Source organism: Paenibacillus sp. FSL R7-0313, from assembly GCF_037969885.1.
In the GTDB taxonomy this organism is placed as follows: Bacteria; Bacillota; Bacilli; order Paenibacillales; family Paenibacillaceae; genus Paenibacillus.
In genome coordinates this window covers 6,317,812-6,342,493 of sequence record NZ_CP150219.1, presented here as the reverse complement: position 1 = coordinate 6,342,493, position 24,682 = coordinate 6,317,812, and the positions used below count along the sequence as shown (strand labels likewise).

Annotated in this window: 21 protein-coding genes; 20 read left to right on the top strand and 1 reads right to left on the bottom strand. The window is 46.0% G+C overall.

The genetic code is table 11. The features are described 5' to 3' along the window. The 18 genes from NSQ38_RS27590 to NSQ38_RS27505 all read left to right on the top strand — a co-directional run bounded on the left by NSQ38_RS27590 (position 1) and on the right by NSQ38_RS27505 (position 18,521). Complete coding sequence (locus NSQ38_RS27590) at positions 1–516, top strand: GNAT family N-acetyltransferase (RefSeq protein ID WP_339785086.1); 516 nt, start codon at positions 1–3, stop codon at positions 514–516. 123 nt (positions 517–639) lie between these two features. Continuing rightward, positions 640–1,023, top strand: a complete 384-nt coding sequence (locus NSQ38_RS27585) for a VOC family protein (protein WP_339198274.1) — start codon at positions 640–642, stop codon at positions 1,021–1,023. Between the two features lie 221 nt (positions 1,024–1,244). After that, on the top strand, positions 1,245–1,964 hold the full coding sequence (locus NSQ38_RS27580; protein ID WP_339785085.1) for a class I SAM-dependent methyltransferase: 720 nt from the start codon (positions 1,245–1,247) through the stop codon (positions 1,962–1,964). Positions 1,965–2,014: 50 nt separating this feature from the next. Next, complete coding sequence (locus NSQ38_RS27575; RefSeq protein WP_339785084.1) at positions 2,015–2,785, top strand: SDR family NAD(P)-dependent oxidoreductase; 771 nt, start codon at positions 2,015–2,017, stop codon at positions 2,783–2,785. A gap of 185 nt (positions 2,786–2,970) precedes the next feature. Next, positions 2,971–3,660 (top strand): response regulator transcription factor, encoded by a 690-nt coding sequence (locus tag NSQ38_RS27570; protein WP_339785083.1) that lies wholly within the window; start codon positions 2,971–2,973, stop codon positions 3,658–3,660. Beyond that, positions 3,657–4,661, top strand: coding sequence for a sensor histidine kinase (locus NSQ38_RS27565; protein ID WP_339785082.1), 1,005 nt, complete (start codon positions 3,657–3,659; stop codon positions 4,659–4,661). The genes NSQ38_RS27570 and NSQ38_RS27565 overlap by 4 nt, the downstream gene beginning before the upstream one ends. A gap of 116 nt (positions 4,662–4,777) precedes the next feature. Beyond that, positions 4,778–5,533 carry an ABC transporter ATP-binding protein gene (locus NSQ38_RS27560; RefSeq protein WP_339785079.1) on the top strand — a complete coding sequence of 252 codons (756 nt, stop codon included), beginning with the start codon at positions 4,778–4,780 and terminating at the stop codon, positions 5,531–5,533. Next, positions 5,530–7,455 carry an ABC transporter permease gene (locus tag NSQ38_RS27555; protein WP_339785077.1) on the top strand — a complete coding sequence of 642 codons (1,926 nt, stop codon included), beginning with the start codon at positions 5,530–5,532 and terminating at the stop codon, positions 7,453–7,455. Before NSQ38_RS27560 ends, NSQ38_RS27555 begins: the two co-directional genes overlap by 4 nt. Positions 7,456–7,654: 199 nt before the next feature. Then, entirely contained in the window at positions 7,655–8,200 is a 546-nt protein-coding gene (locus NSQ38_RS27550; protein WP_339785075.1) for a ClbS/DfsB family four-helix bundle protein, read from the top strand. Next, positions 8,200–8,739 carry a CDP-diacylglycerol--glycerol-3-phosphate 3-phosphatidyltransferase gene (gene pgsA, locus NSQ38_RS27545; RefSeq protein WP_339785072.1) on the top strand — a complete coding sequence of 180 codons (540 nt, stop codon included), beginning with the start codon at positions 8,200–8,202 and terminating at the stop codon, positions 8,737–8,739. The genes NSQ38_RS27550 and pgsA overlap by 1 nt, the downstream gene beginning before the upstream one ends. A 192-nt stretch (positions 8,740–8,931) precedes the next feature. Then, on the top strand, positions 8,932–11,601 hold the full coding sequence (locus tag NSQ38_RS27540) for a LuxR C-terminal-related transcriptional regulator (protein ID WP_339785069.1): 2,670 nt from the start codon (positions 8,932–8,934) through the stop codon (positions 11,599–11,601). A 135-nt stretch (positions 11,602–11,736) separates the two neighbouring features. Next, a complete protein-coding gene (locus tag NSQ38_RS27535) occupies positions 11,737–13,809 on the top strand; it encodes an S-layer homology domain-containing protein (protein ID WP_339785067.1) in 2,073 nt (690 codons plus the stop codon). A gap of 177 nt (positions 13,810–13,986) precedes the next feature. Next, positions 13,987–14,469 (top strand): GNAT family N-acetyltransferase, encoded by a 483-nt coding sequence (locus NSQ38_RS27530; protein ID WP_339785065.1) that lies wholly within the window; start codon positions 13,987–13,989, stop codon positions 14,467–14,469. Positions 14,470–14,490: 21 nt separating this feature from the next. Continuing rightward, a complete protein-coding gene (locus tag NSQ38_RS27525) occupies positions 14,491–14,916 on the top strand; it encodes a GNAT family N-acetyltransferase (protein ID WP_339785062.1) in 426 nt (141 codons plus the stop codon). 36 nt (positions 14,917–14,952) lie between these two features. Further along, a complete protein-coding gene (locus NSQ38_RS27520; protein WP_339785060.1) occupies positions 14,953–15,390 on the top strand; it encodes a GNAT family N-acetyltransferase in 438 nt (145 codons plus the stop codon). Positions 15,391–15,498: 108 nt separating this feature from the next. Next, positions 15,499–15,921, top strand: a complete 423-nt coding sequence (locus NSQ38_RS27515; protein WP_338592731.1) for a hypothetical protein — start codon at positions 15,499–15,501, stop codon at positions 15,919–15,921. A 177-nt stretch (positions 15,922–16,098) separates the two neighbouring features. Next, entirely contained in the window at positions 16,099–17,319 is a 1,221-nt protein-coding gene (locus NSQ38_RS27510) for an RtcB family protein (RefSeq protein WP_339785057.1), read from the top strand. A 23-nt stretch (positions 17,320–17,342) separates the two neighbouring features. After that, positions 17,343–18,521, top strand: coding sequence for a DUF4272 domain-containing protein (locus NSQ38_RS27505; RefSeq protein ID WP_339785055.1), 1,179 nt, complete (start codon positions 17,343–17,345; stop codon positions 18,519–18,521). A 149-nt stretch (positions 18,522–18,670) separates the two neighbouring features. Here NSQ38_RS27505 and NSQ38_RS27500 read toward each other — a convergent pair whose 3' ends face one another. Continuing rightward, positions 18,671–19,711 carry a LacI family DNA-binding transcriptional regulator gene (locus NSQ38_RS27500; protein ID WP_310333732.1) on the bottom strand — a complete coding sequence of 347 codons (1,041 nt, stop codon included), beginning with the start codon at positions 19,709–19,711 and terminating at the stop codon, positions 18,671–18,673. A gap of 528 nt (positions 19,712–20,239) precedes the next feature. Between NSQ38_RS27500 and NSQ38_RS27495 the strand changes: the two genes are divergently transcribed. Together NSQ38_RS27495 and NSQ38_RS27490 are read left to right on the top strand one after the other, a co-directional pair. Then, positions 20,240–21,619, top strand: a complete 1,380-nt coding sequence (locus NSQ38_RS27495) for an extracellular solute-binding protein (RefSeq protein ID WP_339790734.1) — start codon at positions 20,240–20,242, stop codon at positions 21,617–21,619. A 122-nt stretch (positions 21,620–21,741) separates the two neighbouring features. Then, entirely contained in the window at positions 21,742–24,669 is a 2,928-nt protein-coding gene (locus NSQ38_RS27490; protein WP_339785054.1) for an extracellular solute-binding protein, read from the top strand. Positions 24,670–24,682: the final 13 nt, after the last annotated feature.

Sequence of the window (24,682 nt, the reverse complement as noted above, 5' to 3'; positions counted from 1 at the left end):
TTGAGTGTACATATCAGACTATTAAATGAGAGCGATCCTGTAATCATATCAAAGGCGTTTCAGGAGCAGGGTTGGGGGAGATTCGCTGAGCAGTATCTTCGTTACTTGGCTGAACAACAGAATGGGGAGCGCGTAACCTTGGTAGCCGAGTTAAATGGAGAATTTGCCGGATACGTGAATGTATTGTGGAATTCCAGCTACCCGTCTTTCAGGGAACAAGGCATTCCCGAAATTAACGATTTTAATGTACTGATGAAGTTCCAGCGCCAAGGTATTGGTTCACGGTTGATGGACCGAGCAGAGGAAGTTATTCTGGAACGAACGGATGTAGCAGGCATTGGTGTAGGTGTGTTTTCCGATTATGGCAAAGCGCAAATTTTATATGCCCATCGCGGGTACATACCAGACGGTCACGGTGTACACAGACATGATCATTACATTCAGCCGGGTGAAGAAACAATTATGGACGACGATGTTGTACTCTATCTTACGAAGAAGTTAAAAGGCGCGCAATAAGTCTAATGCGTACTGACAAAGAAAGATGATAAAAAAGCTGTCCTGCATGTTATACTCTATTGGAATTTGAGGAATGATAAGCAGGATGTTGAGAGATTAGATGATCAGAGGAGTGATTGATCCATGTTTAGCAAAGTCGGCCAGATTATGTTGTATGTCAACAATCAGGATGAATCACTGGCATTTTGGACGGAAGTTGCGGGGTTCCACATTGTGGATGAAGTAAACCTTGACGAGGGTATGAGATGGATTGAGATTGCGCCTACCCCAAATTCGCAGACAAGCATTATTCTTCATGACAAGGAGTTTGTGGAGCGGATGTCGGCGGGTGTAAATCTGGGCACACCTTCGTTAATGTTCTTCACCGAAAATCTGGATCAGTTATACGCCGACTTGTCGGGTAAACATGTAACGGTTGGAGAGATTGTTGAGATGCCAACGGGGCGTGTTTTCAACTTTGCTGATAACGAAGGAAATTACTTTGCAGTCTTGGAACGGGCCAAGTAAATTACAACTCAAAACCGCTACGCTTGTAAACGATCGACATCCATGTCGGTCGTTTTTTTTGTTGGGAAAAAGCTTATGTTTTGGAGTAGAAAAACATAAGAAAAATAGAGAATTAATGGGTAAAAATGTTATAATAGAGTGTGGCTGATTTAATGAGAATTACGAGAAATGAATAGTCGGATATGAAGGTTCGGATGGAGCATTGAAGGAGGAATGTGGTTGTGGAAAAGACGATTAAAAGTGTACAGGATCTGTATGATATGCTCGATGCGGACTTCAGATCTGCCAAGCAATTTTGGGAACCTTTCTATGAGGATCGGAACAGACCCATCCCCTTTTTCCCAAACAAACCGGATGAGAATCTGGTAACGCATGTGAATGCAGGTCTGCTGACAGGTGGCAAGGCATTGGAACTGGGTTGTGGCCCGGGCAGAAATGCGTTGTATTTAACCCGCCAAGGCTATCAGGTAGATGCTTATGATCTTTCGGAGACAGCGATTGCCTGGGCTAAGGAGAGGGCGGCAGAAGAGCAACTGGACGTACACTTTGAATGTCGATCTGTGTTCGAATTGTCCCCAGAGCAAGAATATGATCTTGTCTACGACTCGGGTTGTCTGCATCATCTGTTACCACATCAGCGTATCCCCTACATAGAGATGATCCACAATGCACTCCGGCCTGGAGGATACTTTGGAATGACTTGTTTTGCTCCTGGTTTTGGAGATATTGGTGGACCTGAGATCGTTATGAATGATTGGCAGGTGTATCAAGAGAAGTCGATGCGAGGTGGTCTTGCATTCACGGAGGAGAAACTTCGCTACATGCTGGAAGATGGCTTTGAATGTGTCGAGTTCCGTGCAATGAAGGCGATGGAGCAGCATGAACCGTGTTTTGGTGTACCTTTTCTGTGGGCCACGTTGTGGAGAAAGAAAGATTCATAAGTTTATATGGGGATATGATCGATTGAAAATAGAGGAGGAGTGGTATCGAAATGGAAACAGAAACAGAAACAGGAAGAAGACACTTTATCATTACAGGCACATCCAAAGGGATCGGTTTACAACTTGCACAGTTATTATTGGCTAAGGGGGATTACGTTTACGGTATTTCACGAGGGAGTTCGGATCTGTTGGAATCAGGCGAGGAATGGAGGTGGCGTTACCGCCATGTTCAGTACGATCTTGCCGACCTGAATGGGATTGATGATTTGATTACACGCATATTGGACGAAATTCCGTCTCAGGAAGCCGATTTCATTGGACTTATTAATAACGCAGCGATGCTAGAGCCTCTAAAACCTATAGATCAGTGCAGTGCGGCAGAGATAAGTCAAAGTCTCAACATCAGCCTCGCAGCGCCAATGATATTGAGTTCATCTTTTATTCAACAAACAAATCACCTGTCCGCCAGACGTAAAATTGTTAATCTCTCATCGGGTTCGGGCAGTTATCCCGCGCCTTCAATGGCAGTGTACTGTACATCCAAGGCAGGCATGAACATGTTCACCCAATGCGTATCTTTGGAACAAACGGGCCAACAGAGCCCTGTTGAGATTATTGCTTTTGATCCGGGGATGGTCGATACGGAATTGCAGGCTGTTGCACGAGGCAAAAGTGCAGAGGAGTTCGCCCTTGCAGGTATGTTCAATCAAGTATATGAAGCAGGACAATTAAGATCGCCACGAGACGTAGCGATGCAGTTGATCGAGCGGATGGACGAAAACAGTGATGCAAGCCATGTTATACACACCATGGAGAGCTAATATGATATATGTATTTCGGATCGTTTTCTTTACGAAGTAAGGATACCTTTTGATATAAGCCCAACTTCCCTGTACACTGGAATCAGCGATCGGAAGAACGATTCGTAACGGTAAAGGTGATCCTGCAACAACGGAGTCTAATTACCTTTTTCAACCTTAGAAGATCAGAAACGTGGTGAAGTCTCTTGTTTAAAATTATGCTCATTGAAGACGACGAATCGTTATTCAGTGAAATCAAGGAACGTTTGTCCCAATGGTCGTATGACGTGTATGGTGTGCAGGACTTTGGCAAGGTATTGCAGGAGTACAGCGTAATTCAGCCGCAACTGGTCATTATTGATATTCAGTTACCTCAATATGACGGGTTCCATTGGTGCCGGATCATTCGTTCGCACTCCAATGTGCCGATTATCTTTTTGTCCTCACGCGATCATCCTGCGGATATGGTTATGTCCATGCATTTGGGTGCAGACGATTTTATCCAGAAGCCTTTTCACTTCGATGTATTGATTGCCAAAGTCCAAGCGACATTGCGGAGGGTGTACAACTATAACACAGAGCATACTGAACTCCGAACCTGGCGTGGTGCTGCTATTGAATATGTGAAAAATACACTGACTTGCGGGGATGAATCTGTTCTGTTAACCAAAAATGAGATGTTCATTCTTAAAGTGCTGGTCGAGCACAAAAATCAGATTGTTACCCGTGAGGAACTCATCCGGAGCTTGTGGGATCATGAGCATTTCGTGAGTGACAATACGCTGACGGTTAACGTTAACCGGTTACGGAAGAAACTTGAACCCATCGGCTTGGAGCGGTACATTGAAACCAAAGTAGGTCAGGGGTACATGGCAACGGAAGAGGCAGAAGCATGATCGGAAAGTACATACGAGAAAGGGCTAGTTGGTTATGGCTACTGGTAAGCATACAACTTATTATTTTATTGGTGGCCTACCTGGACTCGTCCATTCCATTCCAATCTGTCATGTATATCGTAGGACTGAATGTGGTGGTATGTCTTGTTTTTATCTGGGCGAGATACCTGAAAGAGACTCGTTTCTATAAAAAATTGAGCATCTGGGATCATACCTATGATCTGGGAGAACTCGACATCGCCGAAAGTCCATATGAGCAGATTGTACATGAGGCCGTCAGTTCCCAGACAGAGCGGTATCGTAAGGAGTCGTCACATCATTTTATCGCTCTGGAACAGGAGAAGGACGAGATGTTGTCCTGGATTCATGAGGTGAAGACCCCGCTGACTGCGTTGCAACTGATGATCGAGCGCTTGCCAGATGACAAGCTGCAGAGCCAAATGACATATGAATGGTTACGAATCCATCAGTTGCTGGATCAGCAGCTTCATCAGAAGCGTATTCCGTTCATGCATAATGATCTGTTCATCGAAGAGACGGAATTTGAACCGGTATTGAATAGTGAGATTCGAGCGCTGAAATCGTGGTGCATATCCAAGGGCATTGGCTTTGATGTGTCTTTAATGGTATCGCGCGTGCTCACAGACAGCAAATGGTTAGGCTTCATCCTCCGGCAGTTGTTGAGCAATGCGGTGAAATATAGCGATTCATCGGATATCCTCATTGAAAGTCGGGAACAGGATGGACACATCATACTCATGATTCAGGATCACGGGCGAGGGATTGAGGCTCAAGATCTGCCGCGTATATTTGATAAAGGATTTACGTCTACCCGAGGCAGAATGGATGGAGCGGCTACCGGGATGGGGCTGTATCTGGTTCGTCAGGTGGTCCAAACCCTTCATATGAGCATTCATGTAGAGTCTTCTCTTGGCGAGGGCACAACCGTCACACTTACTTTTCCGCGAAAAAACGACATGGTGCATCTTGCAGGCGTGTGACAACAATGTCACATGCTTTTTGGTTTTGTTCGGTGAATCACACGATAACACTGCACATTCCGCCTATGATATAGACATGAGCATTTTGCAGAAGATTTAAGAGGAGTGAGTGGGATATGTGGATACTGGAAGCCAAAAAAATTCATAAAGTCTATGGGAATAAACTGAATAAACAGGAAGTGCTGAAGGGGATTGATCTTGGGGTAAGCAAGGGAGAGTTTGTTGGTATTATGGGGCCTTCGGGTTCGGGTAAAACGACGCTGCTTAATGTACTTTCCTCCATCGATCGGGTGAGCCAGGGAACGATTGATATTGAGGGCAAGGAATTCACCGGAATGAAGGAGAAACAGCTGGCTGAGTTCCGCAAACAACATCTGGGCTTTATTTTTCAGGAATATAATCTGCTGGATACCCTTACGGTGAAGGAAAATGTATTATTGCCGCTCTCGATCACGAGCATTCCAAAACAGGAGGCACACCGGAAGTTTGAACAGATTGCCCGTGAACTGGGAATCTACGAATTGAAAGATAAGTATCCATCTGAGATTTCGGGTGGGCAGAAACAGCGAACGTCCGCAGCACGGGCATTTGTCCACGATCCAAGTATCATTTTTGCGGATGAGCCGACAGGAGCGTTGGATTCCAAGTCCGCTTCGGATCTGCTCGGCAAGTTAAGTGATATGAACAGCGCACGAAAGGCGACCATCATTATGGTTACCCATGATCCGGTTGCCGCAAGTTATTGTAGCAGAGTGATCTTCATTCGAGACGGTCAGATCTACACCCAGCTGAATAAAGGAGACGAGTCCCGGCAATCGTTCTTCAACGACATTATTAAAACCCAGGGCGTATTGGGTGGTGTACAGCAATGAGCTTGAATTATATCATCATCCGCAATCTCAGGAAAAATCTTAAGAATTATTATCTCTATGTATTTGCGCTTGTGTTCAGTGTGGCTCTGTATTTTTCCTTTGTGACGTTACAGTATGATCCTTCCATGGATGAGGTGGCTGCTTCAACGAAAGGTGCGGCGGCTATAGGCGCGTCTTCGGTACTGTTAATCGTCATTGTCGGCATCTTTTTGCTCTATGCCAATACGATCTTTATCAAGCGGCGTAGCAAAGAAATTGGATTATTTCAATTGATCGGACTGACGAAAGGCAGAATTTTTGGTATTTTGAGTGCGGAGAACAGTATTCTTTATTTTGGCTCCATGGCTATTGGTGTGTTAATTGGGTTTCTTGCGTCCAAGCTGGTATTGATGATATTGTTCAACATTCTCGGTGTGGATGCGATTACGAAATTGTATTTCTCTCCGATGGCACTGATGCAAACGGTGATTGTTTTTACGATAATGTATTTGCTTATCATGCTGATGAACTACACTTTTATCAAGAGACAGAGTATTCTCTCGCTCTTTCGGGTGTCGGCGACTACGGAGCAGCAGGTGCAGAAGATGTCTGTCGGACAGATGATTATTGGCGTCTTGGGTATTGCTCTGATTGTGTATGGATACTACATGTCTGCACGGCTGTTCAGCGGTGAGGCAATGGATATGCAGCAGTTGATGTATACGATGATCCTGATTCTGTTCTCGGTCATACTGGGGACATACCTGTTCTATAAGGGTTCGGTAAGTTTTATTTTTAATCTGGTTCGCAAAAGCAAAAACGGCTACCTATCCATTCATGAGGTGTTATCGTTATCTTCAATCATGTTCCGCATGAAATCCAATGCATTGCTGCTCACGATTATTACAACCGTATCGGCACTTGCTATTGGCATGCTGTCACTCAGTTACATTTCGTATTATTCGGCAGAGGCTCAGGCGAAGGAAAGCTTGCCAGAGGATTTCTCTTTTGCTCAGGTAAATGTGAAAGATCGCTTTCTAGCCGAGTTGAAACACAAACAGATACCATATGAAGAGAAGCACAGAGAGCCTGTTTATATTGAAATTGATGCTCACAAAGTGATGGATGAGTCCATGACGGAACAGTACCTGTTCAGTAGTGTGTTGAGTGACAACATGGTAGATAACATTGATTTGCAAGCGGGTGAAGTGGTCTTCATGGGATATGGAAATGCCCTTCAGCAGTTAATTTCCATTCAGGAGAAAGGTCCAATCGTCTTGAGCGGGTTGAAACATACGTTGGCACAACAACTGATCGGAACAACCAAACTTGGAGTTCTTCCCACGTATTATACTGGGGGCACGCCTGTAGCGGTGGTAGATGAGAAGGTATACCAGCAGCTGCGGCAGGATCTCAATCCCAAGCTGCAAAAATCCGAGTGGGCTGATTACTATGGTGTACGTATTCTGAACGAGGGGCAGGCTGAAGAGGCATATGCCGTATATAAGGAGCTGCAGTTGGAAGCACCGAGCTTCTCCCAGATTGAGTTTAGAAATAACCAACGTAATAATATGGGACTGATTATGTTTATTGTTGGGTTCCTGGGGTTGACGTTCTTGATCACATCGGGATGTATCCTTTACTTTAAACAAATGAACGAGAGCGAAGAGGAGAAGGGCAATTATACCATTCTGCGAAAACTCGGATTTACACAAGGCAATCTGTTGCGTGGAATTCAGATCAAGCAGTTGTTTAACTTCGGTATTCCGCTTGTGGTGGGATTGAGTCATAGTTACTTTGCCGTGAAATCAGGTTGGTTTTTCTTTGGTACGGAGCTGGCGACACCCACGGTCATTGTCATGATTGTGTATACGTTGTTTTATTCGATCTTTGGTCTGTTGTCTGTGTGGTACTATAAACGTGTGATTAAGGAAGCTTTGTAGAATTGGCATCAGGAGTATGCGGATATAGCAAAATAGAGTGAGTAAAGGGCAACTGTATTGTTTACAGACTGCCCTTTTTTCTTGCAGAAATGAATAGAGCAAAACTGAAAAAAAGGATGATTATGGAATTAGTCGAAATGATGATAGAGTCCATGCTTCTGATTCATGTATAACGGTGAAACGAGGGGAGAGGAGTAACTTGCCTAGAGTTCTATATGCCTCGAAGAAAGAATTAAGTGAGACGATTCGACGCACCTATGTATTGTTTGAGGGTGAATTCAATGACATCCATAACAGCGACAAAGATAAGTGGGTTGAAGGTGTGGATAAGACTCCTGCCCAGATGATCGCCTATCAGCTGGGATGGATGAACCTGGTGATGGACTGGGAGCGCAATGAACAGTTGGGACATGAAAGTCATATGCCCGCACCAGGATATAAATGGAACCAATTGGGATCGTTAAATGAATCGTTTTACGAAAAATATTCAAGTTATACGCTGGAGGAGCTGCGCTCTTTGTTTCGGGAGACAGAACAACAATGGCAGAACTGGATTGACTCGCTGAGCGAAGAAGAATTATTTGTACAAGGGATGAGACAGTGGACAGGAATGAAGCCTGGGTGGGCTATGGTGAAGTGGATCCAGATTAATTCGGTAGCCCCTTTCAAATCTTTTCGGACCCGAATTCGTAAATGGAAAAAAGGTCAGTTAGGTGGCATGGATGTGAGGAGTGGAGATATCTAATGAATCTGGCAAATCAAATCACCTTGGCTAGAATCGTTTTGATTCCATTGTTTATGATTTCTTTTCTGAATCAACAAAGCATGATAACTGCACTACTTATTTTTGCAGTAGCGGCAGGCACGGATAAACTGGATGGATACGTGGCAAGAAAATATAATCAAATTACGAATCTGGGCAAGCTGCTTGATCCACTAGCGGACAAACTGTTGATTGCAGCGGCGCTGATCATGATGGTTCAGGAGAATATGATCAGTTCATGGATTGCTGTAATCATTATAGGACGTGAAATTGTGATTACAGCTTTACGAATGGTAGCCACAGAGCAGGGCATTGCTCTTGCAGCGGATCGATATGGCAAGATCAAAATGGTACTTCAGGTGGCAGCCATCATTGCCATTTTGTTGAACAATGTTCCGTTTAGTTTGCTGACTGAGGTGCGGGTTGATGTAATTTTATTGTGGCTGGCGGCAGGCGTTACGCTGTTATCGGGATTGAATTATATTGTAGTAAACTATAAGTTGCTACAGACAGGAAGATAGAAAGCTTCGATTGGATCATGGCTTCACAACGCAAATGGTACCCTGCATTCAACGTGCAGGGTTTATTTATCGTTTGTTTCTGTTCAAAAATATGTGGGGCCTAGTCATGGTTCCTTGTATACTTAGGGTATCTGAATGTACATATAATGAATCGGAAAAAAGTGCACCATGGTGCTGATTCGGGAGGATCTCATGCAACAGGAACATACCGCTGGTCTCCACGGGGACTGGCTTCAATTTATGATTTTAACAACCAAACTGGAACTTCCACCCTTGCCAGCAGATACAATGGACCGTCCACGGCTAAGTTTGCAACACAAAGAATTGTTCCAATCCAAAGTCACTTTGTTGACTGCCCCGGCGGGTTCAGGGAAATCAACACTGTTAGGCAGCTGGGTGAGAAGTGAAGCTGTTCATGCAGCCTGTGTCTGCCTGGATGATAAAGATCAGGACCCGCTTCAGTTTTGGCTCTACATTATTCATGCACTGGATCGAGTGAGTAAGGAACTCTGCAGAGATGTACTGCCACATTTTTTGCAACGGTACCCGATAGACCCCAGGTCAGCATTGATATTATTGTTGAACCGTGTTGCCCAGACCAATCAACATACGCTGCTCATTCTGGATGACTATCATGCAGTGACCCAGCGGGAGATTCATGAACAGATGCAATACTTTATTGAAAACCTTCCCCTTACCATTCATCTAGTCCTTTCTAGTCGAACATACCCTCCATTCAAGCTTGAAAAGCTGCGCCTGAGAGGTGAATTGAAGCAATTTACGCTTCAGGAACTGGCATTTACGCCAGAAGAGGGCATTGAATTTTGCCAAGAGATCATGCAATTGGATATTGCCGGGGGAGATGCGCGTGGTTGGGTACAGCAGACGGAGGGGTGGGCTGCCGGATTGAAGCTGCTCGCTTTATCTCACGCATGGGGTGGCAACGCGTTGGTCAGCCCTATGCATTCGATATCGTCAGCTCTGTCTCGTCAAGATCATGGACCAACTGGCGAGAGGACGATTTCGGATTACCTGCTTGAAGAGGTGTTCCAGCGTCAGTCACCGGAAATGCAGCAATTTCTGCTCCGAACAGCGATCACAAGAAGAATGAACAGCAGTTTATGTCAGGTATTAAGTGATATACAGGAAGCCCCACAATTGTTAAGGCAATTGGAGAAGGAACATCTTTTTCTTGTTCCACTTGATCGGGAAGCACACTGGTATCGTTATCATCATTTGTTCTCTGCATTTCTAAAGCGTGAGCTGGATCGTTGTGGTACAGAAAAAGTAAATGAATTACATGCTCTTGCTGCACTGTGGTATGAGCAACAAGGATACCCGGCAGAAGCGCTGGATCATTATATTCTCGGACAACACATGCAGGATGCAGCGAGACTGCTGGAAGAGCTGTTTGCCCATTTTATTATGGGAGAGTGGTGGACGCTCCGGCGATATTTTGATGTTTTACCACTGGAGATCGTGAAATCACGTCCAAAATTATATATGTCTTACCTGTTCCTTGTTGCACGTGAGATGCCTTATGGACAGATGGTAAAACAGCTGGATGAACTGGAACACCTGATTCGGGTCCATCTTCAAGGGCAGCTGGAACCTGAGATCATCGGGTATTTGTTGCAAGTTATATGTGTGATGCGAGCATACATGGCCTATTTGAACAGAGATTTGGATGGGCTGGCTCATTATTTGGTGTCCTACATCGATCAAGGTTATCCTGATGATATTGCCTTTCAGTATATGGACTATGATCGGAGAGAGAGTATGCGCCTACGCAGCTTTCATGGCGTTAATGGCTACTTGAGACGTGGGGAAGCTTGCTTCGGGGCGATTACGGAACGTTGGTATGCTGAACATGCCTACGTAACGTCCTACTATGGTGTTGGATATGGTGAGATTTTAATGGAGCAAAATCAAATTGCAGAAGCGGTCAGATATGCGGACCGAGCGCTTGAAGTGGCTTTGCAGATCAAGGTGGCTGCGTTGCTCGTTCCAGCTTATGTGCTCAAAGCCAGACTTGAACTTACACTGGGTCGACCTGAAGAAGGCTTGAAACTGCTTCAGCAGGTCTCAGGTTTATTATCTGGGAAGGATATGGAGTACTGGCAGCCAGCACTGGAAACACATCAATACCGTATTTTAATTGAAATGAGTCCGGTGGAATCGGCCCACACCATTCTGGCTAAGCCTGCAAATGAAGGAGATGTGGCTGCTGAGATCAGCTGTGATCAGTTCTTCCGTTCCATGGTTCGCATACGTGCGATGATCATCCTTGAGCAGTATGATTATGCACGAGAGGAACTGAGACGACTTCGTAAACAGGCTGAAGAACGGGACTTGCTTGCGGAACAGATAGAGTGTGCTCTGTTAGAGTCAATCATGCTGCAAAAGCAGGGATTCACAGATGCCAGTGTTGTGGCGTTATCCCGTGCTCTGGTGCTGGGAGGACCCGAAGGATATATCCGTTCATTTGTTGCTGAAGGTGAACAGATGAAACAGCTGCTGCAGCACTATCTCTATCTACGTCGTACAAAGGCGATACACGATGATGGTGTGAAAATGGCTTATGTGAAGCAGTTATTATCTGCTTTTGCAAGAGACAAACGATTGAGAGGCCCCTCATCTGCAGGAGAGGTAAAGCTGGATACAAAGGAAGTGGGACTCAGCCCGATGGAGCAAAAAATATTCGGTCACATCGCTGAGGGCCTGACCAGCAAACAGATTGCTGCCGAGTTTGGCATCTCGCCCGGAACTGTTAATACACACATTCGACGAGTGTTCGCAAAGCTGGGTGCGAGTAGTCGAACTCATGCTGTTCAAATCGCGGAGCAGCGGGGATTATTATAATTTTGTGAAACAGTGTCTACTCTTTTGTAGACTGTTTTCAAGCTAAGGTCTCTCCTACAATGAAGATAATCAAATAACGCTGACGAGTCTTTGCTGACACCAGAGTTATGTTCACGTGGGAGGTAACGTTAAGAGATGTCAACACGAATATCCAAACGAAAAGTTCATACAAAAAATAAGCTCCATAAGGTCTCGCCTTATTTGGCAGCCCTTCTGTCTTTATCCGTCATTTCTGTTCCCGGGACAGTACATGCAGCGACCGATGCAGTAAGCATTCGTGACTTGCAGCAGGCAGCACCGTGGGCCAAACAAGCCATTGAAAGGGCTGCCGAGCAACAGATGATTCTGGCGGACGAAGCAGGGAATTTCAACCCGATCGCAACGTTAACAAGAGGGGACCTTGCGTACACGCTGGCTCAACTGTTGGAAATGAACGTGCCTTCGTTGGTTCAACTTCCAGATCTGTTATTCAGGGATCTGGATCGTAATGCTGAGAATGGATCCTATATTCATGCACTTCAATTGGCTGGAATTATGAATGGTTATCCGGATAGAACGTTTCGTCCAGCTGGTCTGGTAACGAGGGAAGAGCTGGCAACGACGATTATTCGGGCTTTGAAAGCTAAAGGATATAATGAAACGTTAAATGTGACCAAAGAGTTGTCATTTAAGGATACTTCCGACATCAGTGCCTGGGCTTTGCCAAGTGTACAACAGGCTGTTGAGTTGGGAATCTTGAAAGGGGACAATGGAAGCTTTAAGCCGAAGCGTTCTACTTCCAGACAGGAAATGGCCGTGATCGCATTACGCGCAACTGAAGTCATTCAAGCGCTTGATGAAGCTGCGAGTCAAGGGGGCACCAATTCGGAATCGAATCCGAATGAGCCAGGAAAGGTAACTGAGGTACAGGGTACAACTTCAGGCGGCAATAACGCAGGGAACGGTACAGGAAACGCAAACGGTAATTCCGGTGTGACACCAGGGAATGGAAATGGCAGCACCGGTGGAGGAGGTGGATCTACGCCAACTACTCCAACGAATCCTTCCACTCCGTCCAATCCAGGTACGGGGAACAGGGCGCCACTGGTTATTAGTGGTGGTTTGCCTGATCAGGAACTTACACTAGATCATGCCGCATTGGATTGGAACGTTTTAACGTATTTTAGTGATCCAGATGGTGATGAATTGCAATTCAGTGTCATAGCCGGAGATGAAACCATTGTTTCCTCCACTGTGGTAGAAAAAGTGATTCGACTTGTTCCACAGGCTGCTGGAGAAACAACACTGACGATCAAAGCAGTTGATGTCCATGGCGCCAGTGTCACGGCACAACTCAAGGTTAAGGTACAGGCCAATACGATAAGTCGCCAATTCCCTGATCCACATTTGGCTGGAGCGATTGCTTATTGGTTGCAAAAGGATGTGGATGATCCACTGACCAAAGATGAATTGGTGGAAGCTCTCATTCAGACCAATGGAGGATTGTATGCGAGAAATGCGGGCATTTCCGATCTGACAGGAGTGGAGATATTCAAAGGATTGAATGTAACCGAAATTGATCTGTCCGGAAACGACATAAGCCAAGCGGATGCCTCTGGATTTGATCGTTTGAATTGGCTTGATTTATCCCGTAATGAACTGACGCAAATTAATGTGACAGGACTGGACCAGCTGGAGTATCTGAATCTCGCGAATAATCGACTTCCTTTATTGGATGTGAGTGGAATAGACTCCTTGCAAGAACTACATCTGTACGGTAATGAGCTTGTTCATCTACCGATTGGAGTTGCTGGGTTGTCTGATCTGCAATACTTGGATGTGAGTAACAATGCCATACCCCTGAGAGAAGAGCCTGATTTCGCTCTACACCAGATGCTGCTGCAACGTTTGGACATGTATGACTTTGATGATGCTCCCCCTGTACTGGTGGAGGCACCTGCGGGTAATACCGCTTATGTTCATGGAGATGAGATTGAGATCGACCTGTCCTTTATGTTTGAGGATGAAGATGACGCTAGATCAACCCTCATCCTACTGGCTGACTCCCCTGATCCACAACTGGCAGATGTCAGAGTGGTTGGACAGAAACTATACGTTACTGCACTGGGGACGAGTAGTGAGCCTCTTCGGATTGAGGTGAAGGCTACGGACCCTCTGGGCAGAGTTGGTGTAGGTCACGTGTACGTGGATCTGAGAGAGATAGAGTAGCGTATTTTAAAACAGAATTTGTGAACTAATGCAAGTTACATCAACGTGCCTTCCTCTATGGAAGGTGCGTTTTTTTATTTTGTATGGGAAAAATTTATGTTAAAATATGCAATAAACGGAAGCTGGTGCGAGTAACGGCGTCCAATGTTGATCAACTGGAAAGAAGGAAATAATCCCATGTTATCGATTCATCGAGCGGAGTACCAACATAAATCAACTTTACGGAATCTGATGGAATTGTACAAATATGATTTTAGTGAATATGACCCGGAAGATGTTAACGAAAACGGGTTATATGAGTATGTGTATCTGGATCATTATTGGACAGAAGCAGGTAGACATCCTTTTTTGTTTCGGGTAGAAGGACAATTGGCGGGATTTGCACTGGTTCGTGAAATTGAAACTGGACAGGGAACAAGGATATATCAAATGGCGGAATTTTTTGTAATGAAAAAATACAGAAAGCTGGGAGTGGGCGCGCAAGCCGCCATTCATGTGTTCAATCTTTTTCCCGGAACATGGAAAGTAGCGGAGATGGAGACAAATGAGCCTGCTCAGATTTTCTGGCGTAAGGTCATTGCGCGCTATACCGATGATAATTACCAAGAGGTTAGAGAGCCTGACTGGGAAGGCCCTATTCAGATATTTACTACGAAGTAATGACGAGAAGGGGAGAAGAGGATGTCCGAAATAAATATCAATCCAAGTACTTCAGAAGATTCAGCGTATGTTCGCGAGCAACTTATTGCATTTAATGCTGCACATGTGAGCGAGGAATTAAGGCATCGTTACGAAGAATTGAATTTTAATATCAAAAATGAGACTGGCGAGATTGTTGCAGGTGTGCTTAGTACACTTTGCTGGAATTGGCTGGAGATTGATATTCTTTGGGTGGATTCGGAACAACGGCATCGGGGATATGGTTCCCGGTTGTTGCTTGAAGTTGAGCGAATGGCACGAGAGAAATCTTGTGATTTTGTCATGTTGAACACTTTCTCCTATCAAGCACCGGAATTTTACAAGAAACATGGCTACCAATTGATCACAACGATCGAGAATGCACCGACTGGACACAGTCATTATTATTTCAAAAAGGACCTCACTTAAGACAACAACGCGAATTAGGACAAAATCAGGAGGGTTATGATGGTTACCATTAAAGGAATCGAACTCGAAGATTTACCGGCATTAAGCCAGCTATACCATGAGTTGATGGGAATGCCTACCAATGAACAGCAGATGAAAAAGATGTTCCATTACATACAGCAAAATGGTCATTATCATGTGCTTGGGGCATTTTACAATGGAAAACTGGTAGGGTCTGTTATGGGGATTGAGTGTATGGATCTGGTGGGTCCATGCAAGCCGTTCATGGTTGTGGAAAATGTGATTGTATCGGATCAGTTACGCAGACAGGGCATTGGGCAGAGATTAATGCTCCAGATTGAGCGGATTGCGAAGGATCTGGGTTGTGGTTACATGATTCTGGTGTCTGGCGATCAGCGCAAGGAAGCACATATATTTTATGAGAAGCTGGGTTTCAAGGATGAGAAGGTTCAGGGTTACCGGAAGCATTTCTGAATAACCAAGCGGATGAAAATTTCTTACACAAGTGGAAGGATTACTTAAGGAACATGGCGAATAAGGCATAGTCTTAACAAAAGAAACGAATAAGAGGGAGGCACTCTCGTGCTCAAAAAATGGGCTAATGTTTTCATGATTCTGAGCCTGGTATTCGCCGTATGTTCCCCAACCTCCTATGCTGCCGCCAAAACGGTTAAGGTAACCGTGACGTTGGTGAGCGCAGAGCTTGTCGAGAATAACTCTGTGGGTAATGAGTGGGCCATCGGAGCAAGTGTGAACGGCAAGGATCTGGAAGAGGGTTCATCGGTCACCTTAAATCTGAAGTCCACAGGTACGTTGAAACTGGAGGCCATTGCCGAAGAACAGGACAAGATTCCCGATTACGGGAGTAAAAGCACCAACGTCAAACTATCTTCGTTCTCCAAATCAACCAACAAGACACTTTCCGTGGTGGTGACCGAGAACAGAGGCCGATATTCTGGTAACACAGCGACTTGGGCGTTCAAGTTTAAGATTAGCAAGAAGTGAATAGGAATCAACCGTGAGAAAAGGGAGCCTAGCTCTCTTTTTTTAATGCGTAGCTAATTGGTGATCTAAAGGAAGAGAACGTTTCGAGCCACGCTGATCTTTGTTAAACTAAGGAAAGCAACAGATAGAAATTTAAGATGAAATATTCAAAAAAATACATAGGAGGTTAACACAATTATGCGTATCATAGATAACATTAAAGTCTGGGGGGAGCCGCTGGAAAACGCCGTAAGTCAGGCGGTGACTTGCTCGCAATATGGAGATGTATTGGGTGTGGCTCTGATGGCCGACCATCACAAAGGTTACTCACAACCCATCGGTGGTGTTGTCGCTTATCGGAATATGATCAGTCCGTCAGGTGTCGGATACGATATTGCCTGTGGCAACAAGGCTGTGCGCACAAATCTGATGTGGGAAGATATTCGGGATCAGATTGTAACGATTATGGATGACATCAATTCGACCATTTCTTTCGGCGTGGGTCGTAACAATCCAACACCCGTGGATCATGAACTGTTCGACGACACGAGCTGGAAGCTGTTTGATACCATTGAGCCGGGATTACAACATAAGCTGAAGACACTCGCACGCAACCAACTTGGAACCGTAGGCAGTGGTAATCATTTCGTGGATATTTTTGTAGAAGAGGCAACGGGAAAAGTGTGGATCGCAAATCATTTTGGCAGCCGCGGGTTTGGTCACAAAGTGGCCAGTGGGTTCCTTAACCTTGCCGCAGGGCGTCAGTTCAGTGGCAAAGCGCCGGGCGAATCGATGGATCAACCGCCTACGTTGTTTGACCTGAACAGCGAAATGGGTGATATGTATTGGGATGGAATGACTTTGGCGGGCAGATACGCCTATGCAGGACGTGATTATGTCATTGAACAGGTGCTTGGAATTCTTGGGGCAAGTGCTGAATACGCCGTTCATAATCATCACAACTTTGCCTGGAAAGAAAAACACATGGGTGAAGAGGTAGTTGTGGTCCGCAAAGGTGCAACGCCATTGGCACCCGGGCAACTCGGTTTTGTCGGAGGCAGTATGGGGGATATCTCGGTAATTGTGGAGGGAATCCACAGCGAGGAGAATACCGAGTCATTCCGCAGCACCGTACATGGGGCAGGGCGCACGATGAGCCGAACCCAGGCGGCTGGCAAAATGAATTACAAGCTGCGCACACGCATGGGCGGCGAGATTAGCGAAGCACAGATGCATGAGGCGATTCGTGCCTATGGTGTCGAGCTGCGGGGAGCGGGCACAGACGAAAGTCCGTTTGTGTATAAGAAACTGCAAGACGTACTGAATGCACATGCGAATACGCTGAAAATCAACCATGTACTGCGTCCCGTTGGTGTCGCCATGGCCGGAGGTAATGAATTCGATCCATATAAGGATTAGTCAGAGAGAAGAGGGTGAACTTCATGAGAAATTGTGCGATATATAGCTCTCAGTTTGACCTGGATCAGCTGTTTGAAGTGATTCAATCCATTTATCCTGAGGGGACGATTAAACGCCAGGAAGACAAGACTCATATTCAAGTGACTCAGAAGAAATGGCTCAATAAGAAAACCAAAGGCTTTAATATCATGACCAGCCAGACACATCCTGAGGAATTTACGACAATGATTCAGGGGATGCTTGGATTTTTGAGTCAGATTAAAGGGCGCAATGCTTCGCTTCAGGAAAAGGTATTGATCAAATGTTCCACGCTTAATATGGTGATTGGTATTGAGACGGAAGAGGATATTTCGGAAGAATTCTTCGGCGAGTTATTGCGATTGGCTGATGCTCTGGATGCTGTTATCTTCTGGGGAGGTGGATCTCTGCTGAACGCACAAGGCCAGCTATTGCTGGATGTGAATGGAGAATCTGAGGTGGAGGATTACACGGTGACAGCGCACACCAGTCTCCTTGACGGTAACAGACCCCAGTCGGAGTCGGGCATTCAACGTAAAGCGCGTTCAGAGCAACGGTTGACTGAACAAGGCATTCCGTATAATGTAAACTTGCCTGCAAGGGCCGGAGACGAGCACACCACGATTCGGAGTAAAGAGGAAGTTGCGCGCCGTGCGGTTGCCCTATGTCTTGCCGCGCTTAAGGGTGAGTGTCTGGGAGCAGGCGAAAGTGCGGATGATACCGCAGCACTGGTTCAGGAAGTGATCGACAAGTATGAGGCTGAATCCTTTTTCTCACCCGTAGAGAAGAGGTTTATCGACCAGCACGGAGCAGAGCAGCAGGAGATCATCTCCTTCTCTTGGGGATATGAAGCGTACCACGTAATGTTGTGGGCGCTTGGTTATGTGAAGGAATTGGGTGCACCAGCGGAGTTATGTAACGTAGGGAAGGATGTCGGTTATTTGCAACAGAAGGATAGCTTTACCGACTTTCTCTCGGATGCATCTCTGCGTAACAAGAGCGAGATTCTGGATGAAGCAGATCTGATCTACCGTTATAACTGGGTGTGTGTCGATAGTCGTGTGAATGACAAAACACCTCCCGCTGGACTGAATGGTGGAGTGGCTTATGAACGTCACCGTGCATTGAACTGGCTGATCTGTTATCTGGATCAGGCGTGGGATGATGTGCGTACAGATACGTAGAACGGGATGATGTGACGGCCTACTGTAAATAAACAATAAACATTACACAACATACAACAATGCAAATACCCCTATAGCCGCACGAATACGGTTAAAGGGGTGTTTGGCGTGCTGTTCTGTGTGGACATAAGCTTTATCCATATATGCTTTTATCCACTATGCCTGCCAAACTGTTCACGAATAACGACGTCAGCAAGAATTAACTTTTTCTCGACGTTACTCTCTGGATTCGCAATGCGCCATAACATCTGATCCACTGCACGTGCACCGAGCAATTCCTTGTTCACATTGACTGTAGCCAGTAATGGGATATTGTCGTATAGATTATCAAATCCCGTGACAACACACTGATCAGGTACACGAATACCCATACTCTCAAGGGCTTCTATGGTGTATAGCCCATAGAAATCATTCGCACATACAAACACTTCAGGCAGGTTATCCTCATTGATCACCGAAGTGAACGTCTGGCGGAACTCATCCAATGCCTGATTACTTAGCTCAGGAATCTGATGTATTTCCATCCCATGGCCCATAAGCACAGAAGTGTATGCAATCCAGCGTTCATAGAAGCTATGAGCATCCCCGATATTGCCAACAAACTGGAAGGTTTTGAAGCCCTTGCGGAGCAAATAGAGCATGATCTCTCGCATGGATGCAAAGTTATCGGTGAATATGCTGTCACTGTGAAAAACAGGGTCCAGGTGATCCACCATCACAACCGGAATACTGAGACGTTTGATTTCAAGCAGAATCGGGGTCGAAATAGAGCCAACGGTAATGATTCCACGAATGGCATCCGGGTTGAGCAGGGTAAATAGCTGGTCTGCCGAGGGTTCCGTCAAGGTCAGAATATTAATCCCTTTTTGGTTCAGCTTGGAAGAGATCCCGTTAAAGACGGGTCCCCAGTATACGGAGTCTTGATTTTGGTACCGAACATTGGGAAACAAAATCAAGATCGTTCCGCTTGAACGTGTGTTCTTTGGTTCCTGAGATTCATTGTTGTTATACAGTTCACCAGACAACATGCTGTTATCTTTGAAATATCCAAGTTTGCCAGCGGCCTTGAGAATGACATCCCTCGTTTGATCGCTAACTCCCGATTTTCCAGACAAAGCTCGTGACACCGCGAATTTCGACAAACCCGTAAAATGTGCAATCTCCTGAATTGTTACCTTTGTCTTCATCATACCATCCTTACACTCGTAGTTCTGCCGTATTCCTTATTTGGAGCGATATCCAACTGTTCCTAGTATAACATGATGTATTTCTCTTAATCTAATAACGGACAGAGAATTCAAAATGTTAGTGATGCACAGTATTTTAGGATGAACGTTCAACGTGACGGTAAGCATATTTTCAGATAGAATGACGAATTTTGTCTGTTAAATTATTATTTTGTTATTTTATAAAAATAACAAAATAAACAAAGTTATAATCATGTTTTAATAAGTTTGTACTTAGAATCCAGGATATTGAATAAGCTGTGATACAGATAAATTACAGATTTATCAGCATTTTATCAGAATAATTAGAAAATGTTAACAACAAAAATGTTGACGCTTACATTTTGCTGTGTTAAATTTTGTTTGTCAAAAACAAACAAGAAAATAACAAATGGTGGTGGTTTTTTATTTTCGATTGGTTGGTGAATGGGGTTAACGATTTAGGGTGAACCATGATTGGTATACACATTCGGGGAGGTTGTTAAAATCATGATGAGAAGATGGAATGTTCTACCTCTGATGTTATTGGCCGTGATGCTTTTTGTATCCGCTTGCAGTGGTGGGGGGACAGCGCAGACGGGGACCGAAGCAGAGGGAACAACGAACTCAGGTAACAGCACCGAAGTCGCTGAGACAGAGAAAGAGGGCGGAGCGGAAGAAGCTGTGGTTAATGTGCCTGATCTGGGTGGGCGTGTCATTAAGGTTGCGGCCTGGTGGGACTTGAAACCAGCGGGAGAGACGGCCTCCGATAAGGCCAGACTCGATAAAATTGCAGAGGTCGAGAAGAAATACAACGTGAAACTGGAGTTTGTTAACGTACCTTTCGAAGAATACATGAACAAATTCACAACGTCTGCACTGGCTGGCGAACCGTTCGCCGACATCGTTCAGATGGAGTACAAATCCGCACTACCTGCCATCCTCAAAGGGCAACTATTGCCCATCTCCGAATTCACTACACCTGAGAATAACATCAACCAAGAGGCTAACCTGATTGCAAAATTTCCTGCCATTGCAGGCAACGAATACGCCTTCGAATCTCCAACCAGCATTGGTCTGGGACTTCACTATAACCGTGACTTGTTCAAAAAATTATCTTTGCCTGATCCTCAAGAATTGTATAACCAAGACAAATGGGATTGGGATAAATTCATGGAACTTGCCAAACAGGCAACCAAAGATACCAATAACGACGGCAAAACTGACGTATACGGATTTTCTGGCTGGGCGCTTGATGTCGTTCGCCATTTTACCGCAGCCAATGGTGGAACGATCGTGGATGATACCAATAGCAAAGAAGGATTGTCCGATCCGAAAACGATTGAAGCTGCCGAATTCGTCAAACGCCTGTATAACGTGGAAAATGTCGTGAAGGTCAAAACCGGCGACAAAACCAATTGGGAGGAAAGCAATACGTTCAAAGATGGAGATGTAGCTCTGTTCACCGCTGCTGAATGGCAGTTGGGCGATCTCACCTTTGCAGTTGGTGTTGTGCCGATTCCGAACGGGCCACAGGGTAGCAAAGAGGTAACGTATGCAAACAACGCGGCATCGGCGAAGTTCATTCCAAAAGGTGTGGAGGATCCAAAGATCGTCTACCAAATCTATGAAGAGACCTTCGACATCCCGCAGATTGAAGAGTATCCAGGTCAGGATTATCTGGAGAGTCGTTATACCGACGAGAAGGATATCGCCATCATTCGCGAGCACATCGCTGGAACGGGCCGCATTTTACTGGATGATGCCTACACAGGATACCCGTTCGGGGATTTTGTGAACGATATCATCAAAAACAATGCTTCCGTGACGGCAACAGCCGAGAAATACAAAGCACAGGCACAAGCTGCCATTGATAAACTCGGTAAACAATAAGAACTTAACACCAGCAAGCGATTCAGGCAGGGGCTCGTGTCGGCAATGTTGCACGGAGCCCCTTTTCCTGAACCACCAAATCGGCATTGCTGGCATCAGCCTTGATGAGGAGGACTCTTAGGATGGCTGGAATTCTACAACGTAAGACATGGGTATTGTCCACAGTAATCATCGTGGCGGCAGCCTGCATCATTCTATATGTAACTTCCGGCGCTGATGGGAAGAGTGCAGACATTCCACCTGGCAGTCTGCCTGCCATTGAAGTGGATGCAATCTTGCAGCAGACCCGGCAGAAAAAGGGATACGAACAGTATCGATCCGGAACGGATCAGGCTACACAGCCGAGTGTGGACATCACCATTGAAGCAGGAGATTACATAAAAGCCGAAGGTGAAAACGTCCGCAAACTGACGAATTATGAGGGAATGGATGGTGTATCTCTCCATACCGGAGAGACAGGACAAGTCGAGTGGAAAATTAGCGTGCCGGAGACCGGGCTGTATAATCTGTCCGCAATCTATTTTCCCGTTGAAGGCAAGAGTTCGGCCATTGAGCGTGCATTGTACATTGATGGTGAACTTCCTTTTGCGGAAGCCGCCTATTTGCAGTTTGACCGGGTATGGGCGAATGAGAAAGATGTTGTGGAGCAGGACAATCAAGGCAATGACTTACGCCCGAGACAAGTGGAGAAACCTCGCTGGATGGAAGAAACGTTTCAGGACTCCGACGGGTACGAACAGGCTCCATTCAAGTTTTATTTGGTAAAAGGGGAACACACGCTAACGCTAAAATCATCGCGTGAACCCATGGTGATCCGGTCCATTCGTCTTTTCAATGAGAAGACAGCCGTTCCTTACGCAGAGACTGCGGGTGCACAACAATCGGATTCCTCCGGGCAGCCGAAGGATGTACTTATTCGCATTGAAGGTGAAGCCGCTGTTGCCAAATCTTCACCTACGTTATACCCGACGAGCGAAAGGTCAAGTTCTGCTGTGTCTCCTTATAGCGCTTCCCAGGTACGCATTAATACGATTGGCGGCTTTAACTGGCGTCTGCCGGGACAATGGATTGAATGGGAAGTGGATGTACCGGAGAGCGGACTGTATAATATCGGATTTACCGCACAGCAGAATTTTGTTAAAGGCATCTATTCTACGCGCAAATTGACCATTGACGGTGAAGTTCCGTTTGCAGAGATGGCCAAAGCCCCTTTCCGTTATCAGAGTGACTACCGCATTGATGTTATGGGTGGCAAGGAAGCATACAAATTTCATTTGGAAAAAGGAAAACATGTGCTACGGCTGGAGAACAGCCTCGGTGACTTTGCACCCCTTATCCGCAATGTGGAGGACAGTCTGTACAACTTGAACTCCATGTACCGACGCATTCTGATGATTACAGGTACCAAGCCTGATGAATTCCGGGATTATCGGGTGGAAAAGCAGATCCCGAATCTGCTGGAAGTATTCAGCGGAGAAAGTAAACGTCTCAAGGACGTGGCCGCACAGCTTCGTCTTCTATCCGGGCAGTCCAGCGATCAGGAAGCCTTGATTAAGACGATGGCGCTTCAACTGGACGAGATGATTGACAAGCCAGATACCATTCCAAGACGGCTTGCGGCTTATAAAACCAACACAGGCGGTCTCGGCACATGGGTGCAACAGGCACGAGAACAGCCCCTGGAGATCGACGCACTGTACGTCACTTCGATTGACCAAGATATTCCCGGAACAGGTATGGGGCCACTTGCCAAGCTTGGTCATGAAGCGAAGATATTCTATCATTCGTTCTTCATTGATTATAACCAGATTGGCAATGTAGCCACATCGGAAGATCAGCGGACGGTGACCGTCTGGATTGGTAGTGGACGTGACCAGGCAAATACGATGAAAGCGATGATTGACAAGACCTTCACACCAGACAGTGGCATTAACGTGAATCTGAAGCTGGTCAACATGGGAACCTTGCTGCCAGCGACGTTGTCCGGTGAAGGACCGGATGTAGCGATGCAGATCGGCAATGATCTGCCGGTGAACTTTGCGATGCGGAACTCGGCTGTAGATCTTACGCAATTCAGTGATTATAGCACCGTGGAACAGGAGTTCAGGGAAAGCGCGATCGTGCCGTATGCCTATGATTCAGGTGTATATGCCCTGCCGGAAACACAGACCTTTAACATGCTGTTTTATCGTAAAGACGTGCTCGAAGAACTCGGGCTTGAAGTGCCTCAGAACTGGGAGGATGTCGAGGCTCTACTCGCGATTCTGAGCAAAAATCATATGGAATTCGGTATGCCGATTGTGACCCAGGCGAATATGCAGGGTGTCAATATTCCGCCGAACTCACAGTATGCCACGATGCTGCTTCAGAACGGAGGCGCTTTCTATCGAAACGATGACAAGGAGTCGGATCTGGATTCCCGGATTGGAATCGAGACGTTCAAGCAGTGGACGGAATTCTATACCGATTACAAGCTGGAGCGGGAATATGATTTTGCCAACCGTTTCCGGACAGGACAGATGCCTATTGGACTAACGGATTACACCATGTACAACCAGTTGTCCGTATTTGCACCGGAGATTCGGGGACTATGGGGCTTCGTTCCTGTCCCGGGAACCGTTCAGGCGGATGGAACCTTGAATCGGGACGTACCGGGTGGAGGCAGCGCAGTCATGATGCTGGAGGGTGCCAAGGATCAGGATGCGGCGTGGGAGTTCATGAAGTGGTGGACCAGTACACCGATTCAGGCTGAATTTGGACGGGAGATGGAAGGACTGATGGGTGCCGCTGCCCGTTATCCAACGGCCAACATCAAGGCGCTGGATTCCCTGCCGTGGCCTGCGGAGGATTACGCCAATCTCAAGGCACAATTCGAAACGGTGAAGGGCATTCCTGAAGTACCCGGTGGTTATTTTACAGGCCGCCATCTGTTCAATGCATTTTACAAAACCGTTGTTGGCCAAGTGGAAGCCAGGGAATCCATTATGGATTATACCCAATATATTCAGGACGAGATTCGCGTCAAACGTAATGAATTTGGTCTTCCGTAAGCAGAGGGAGGGT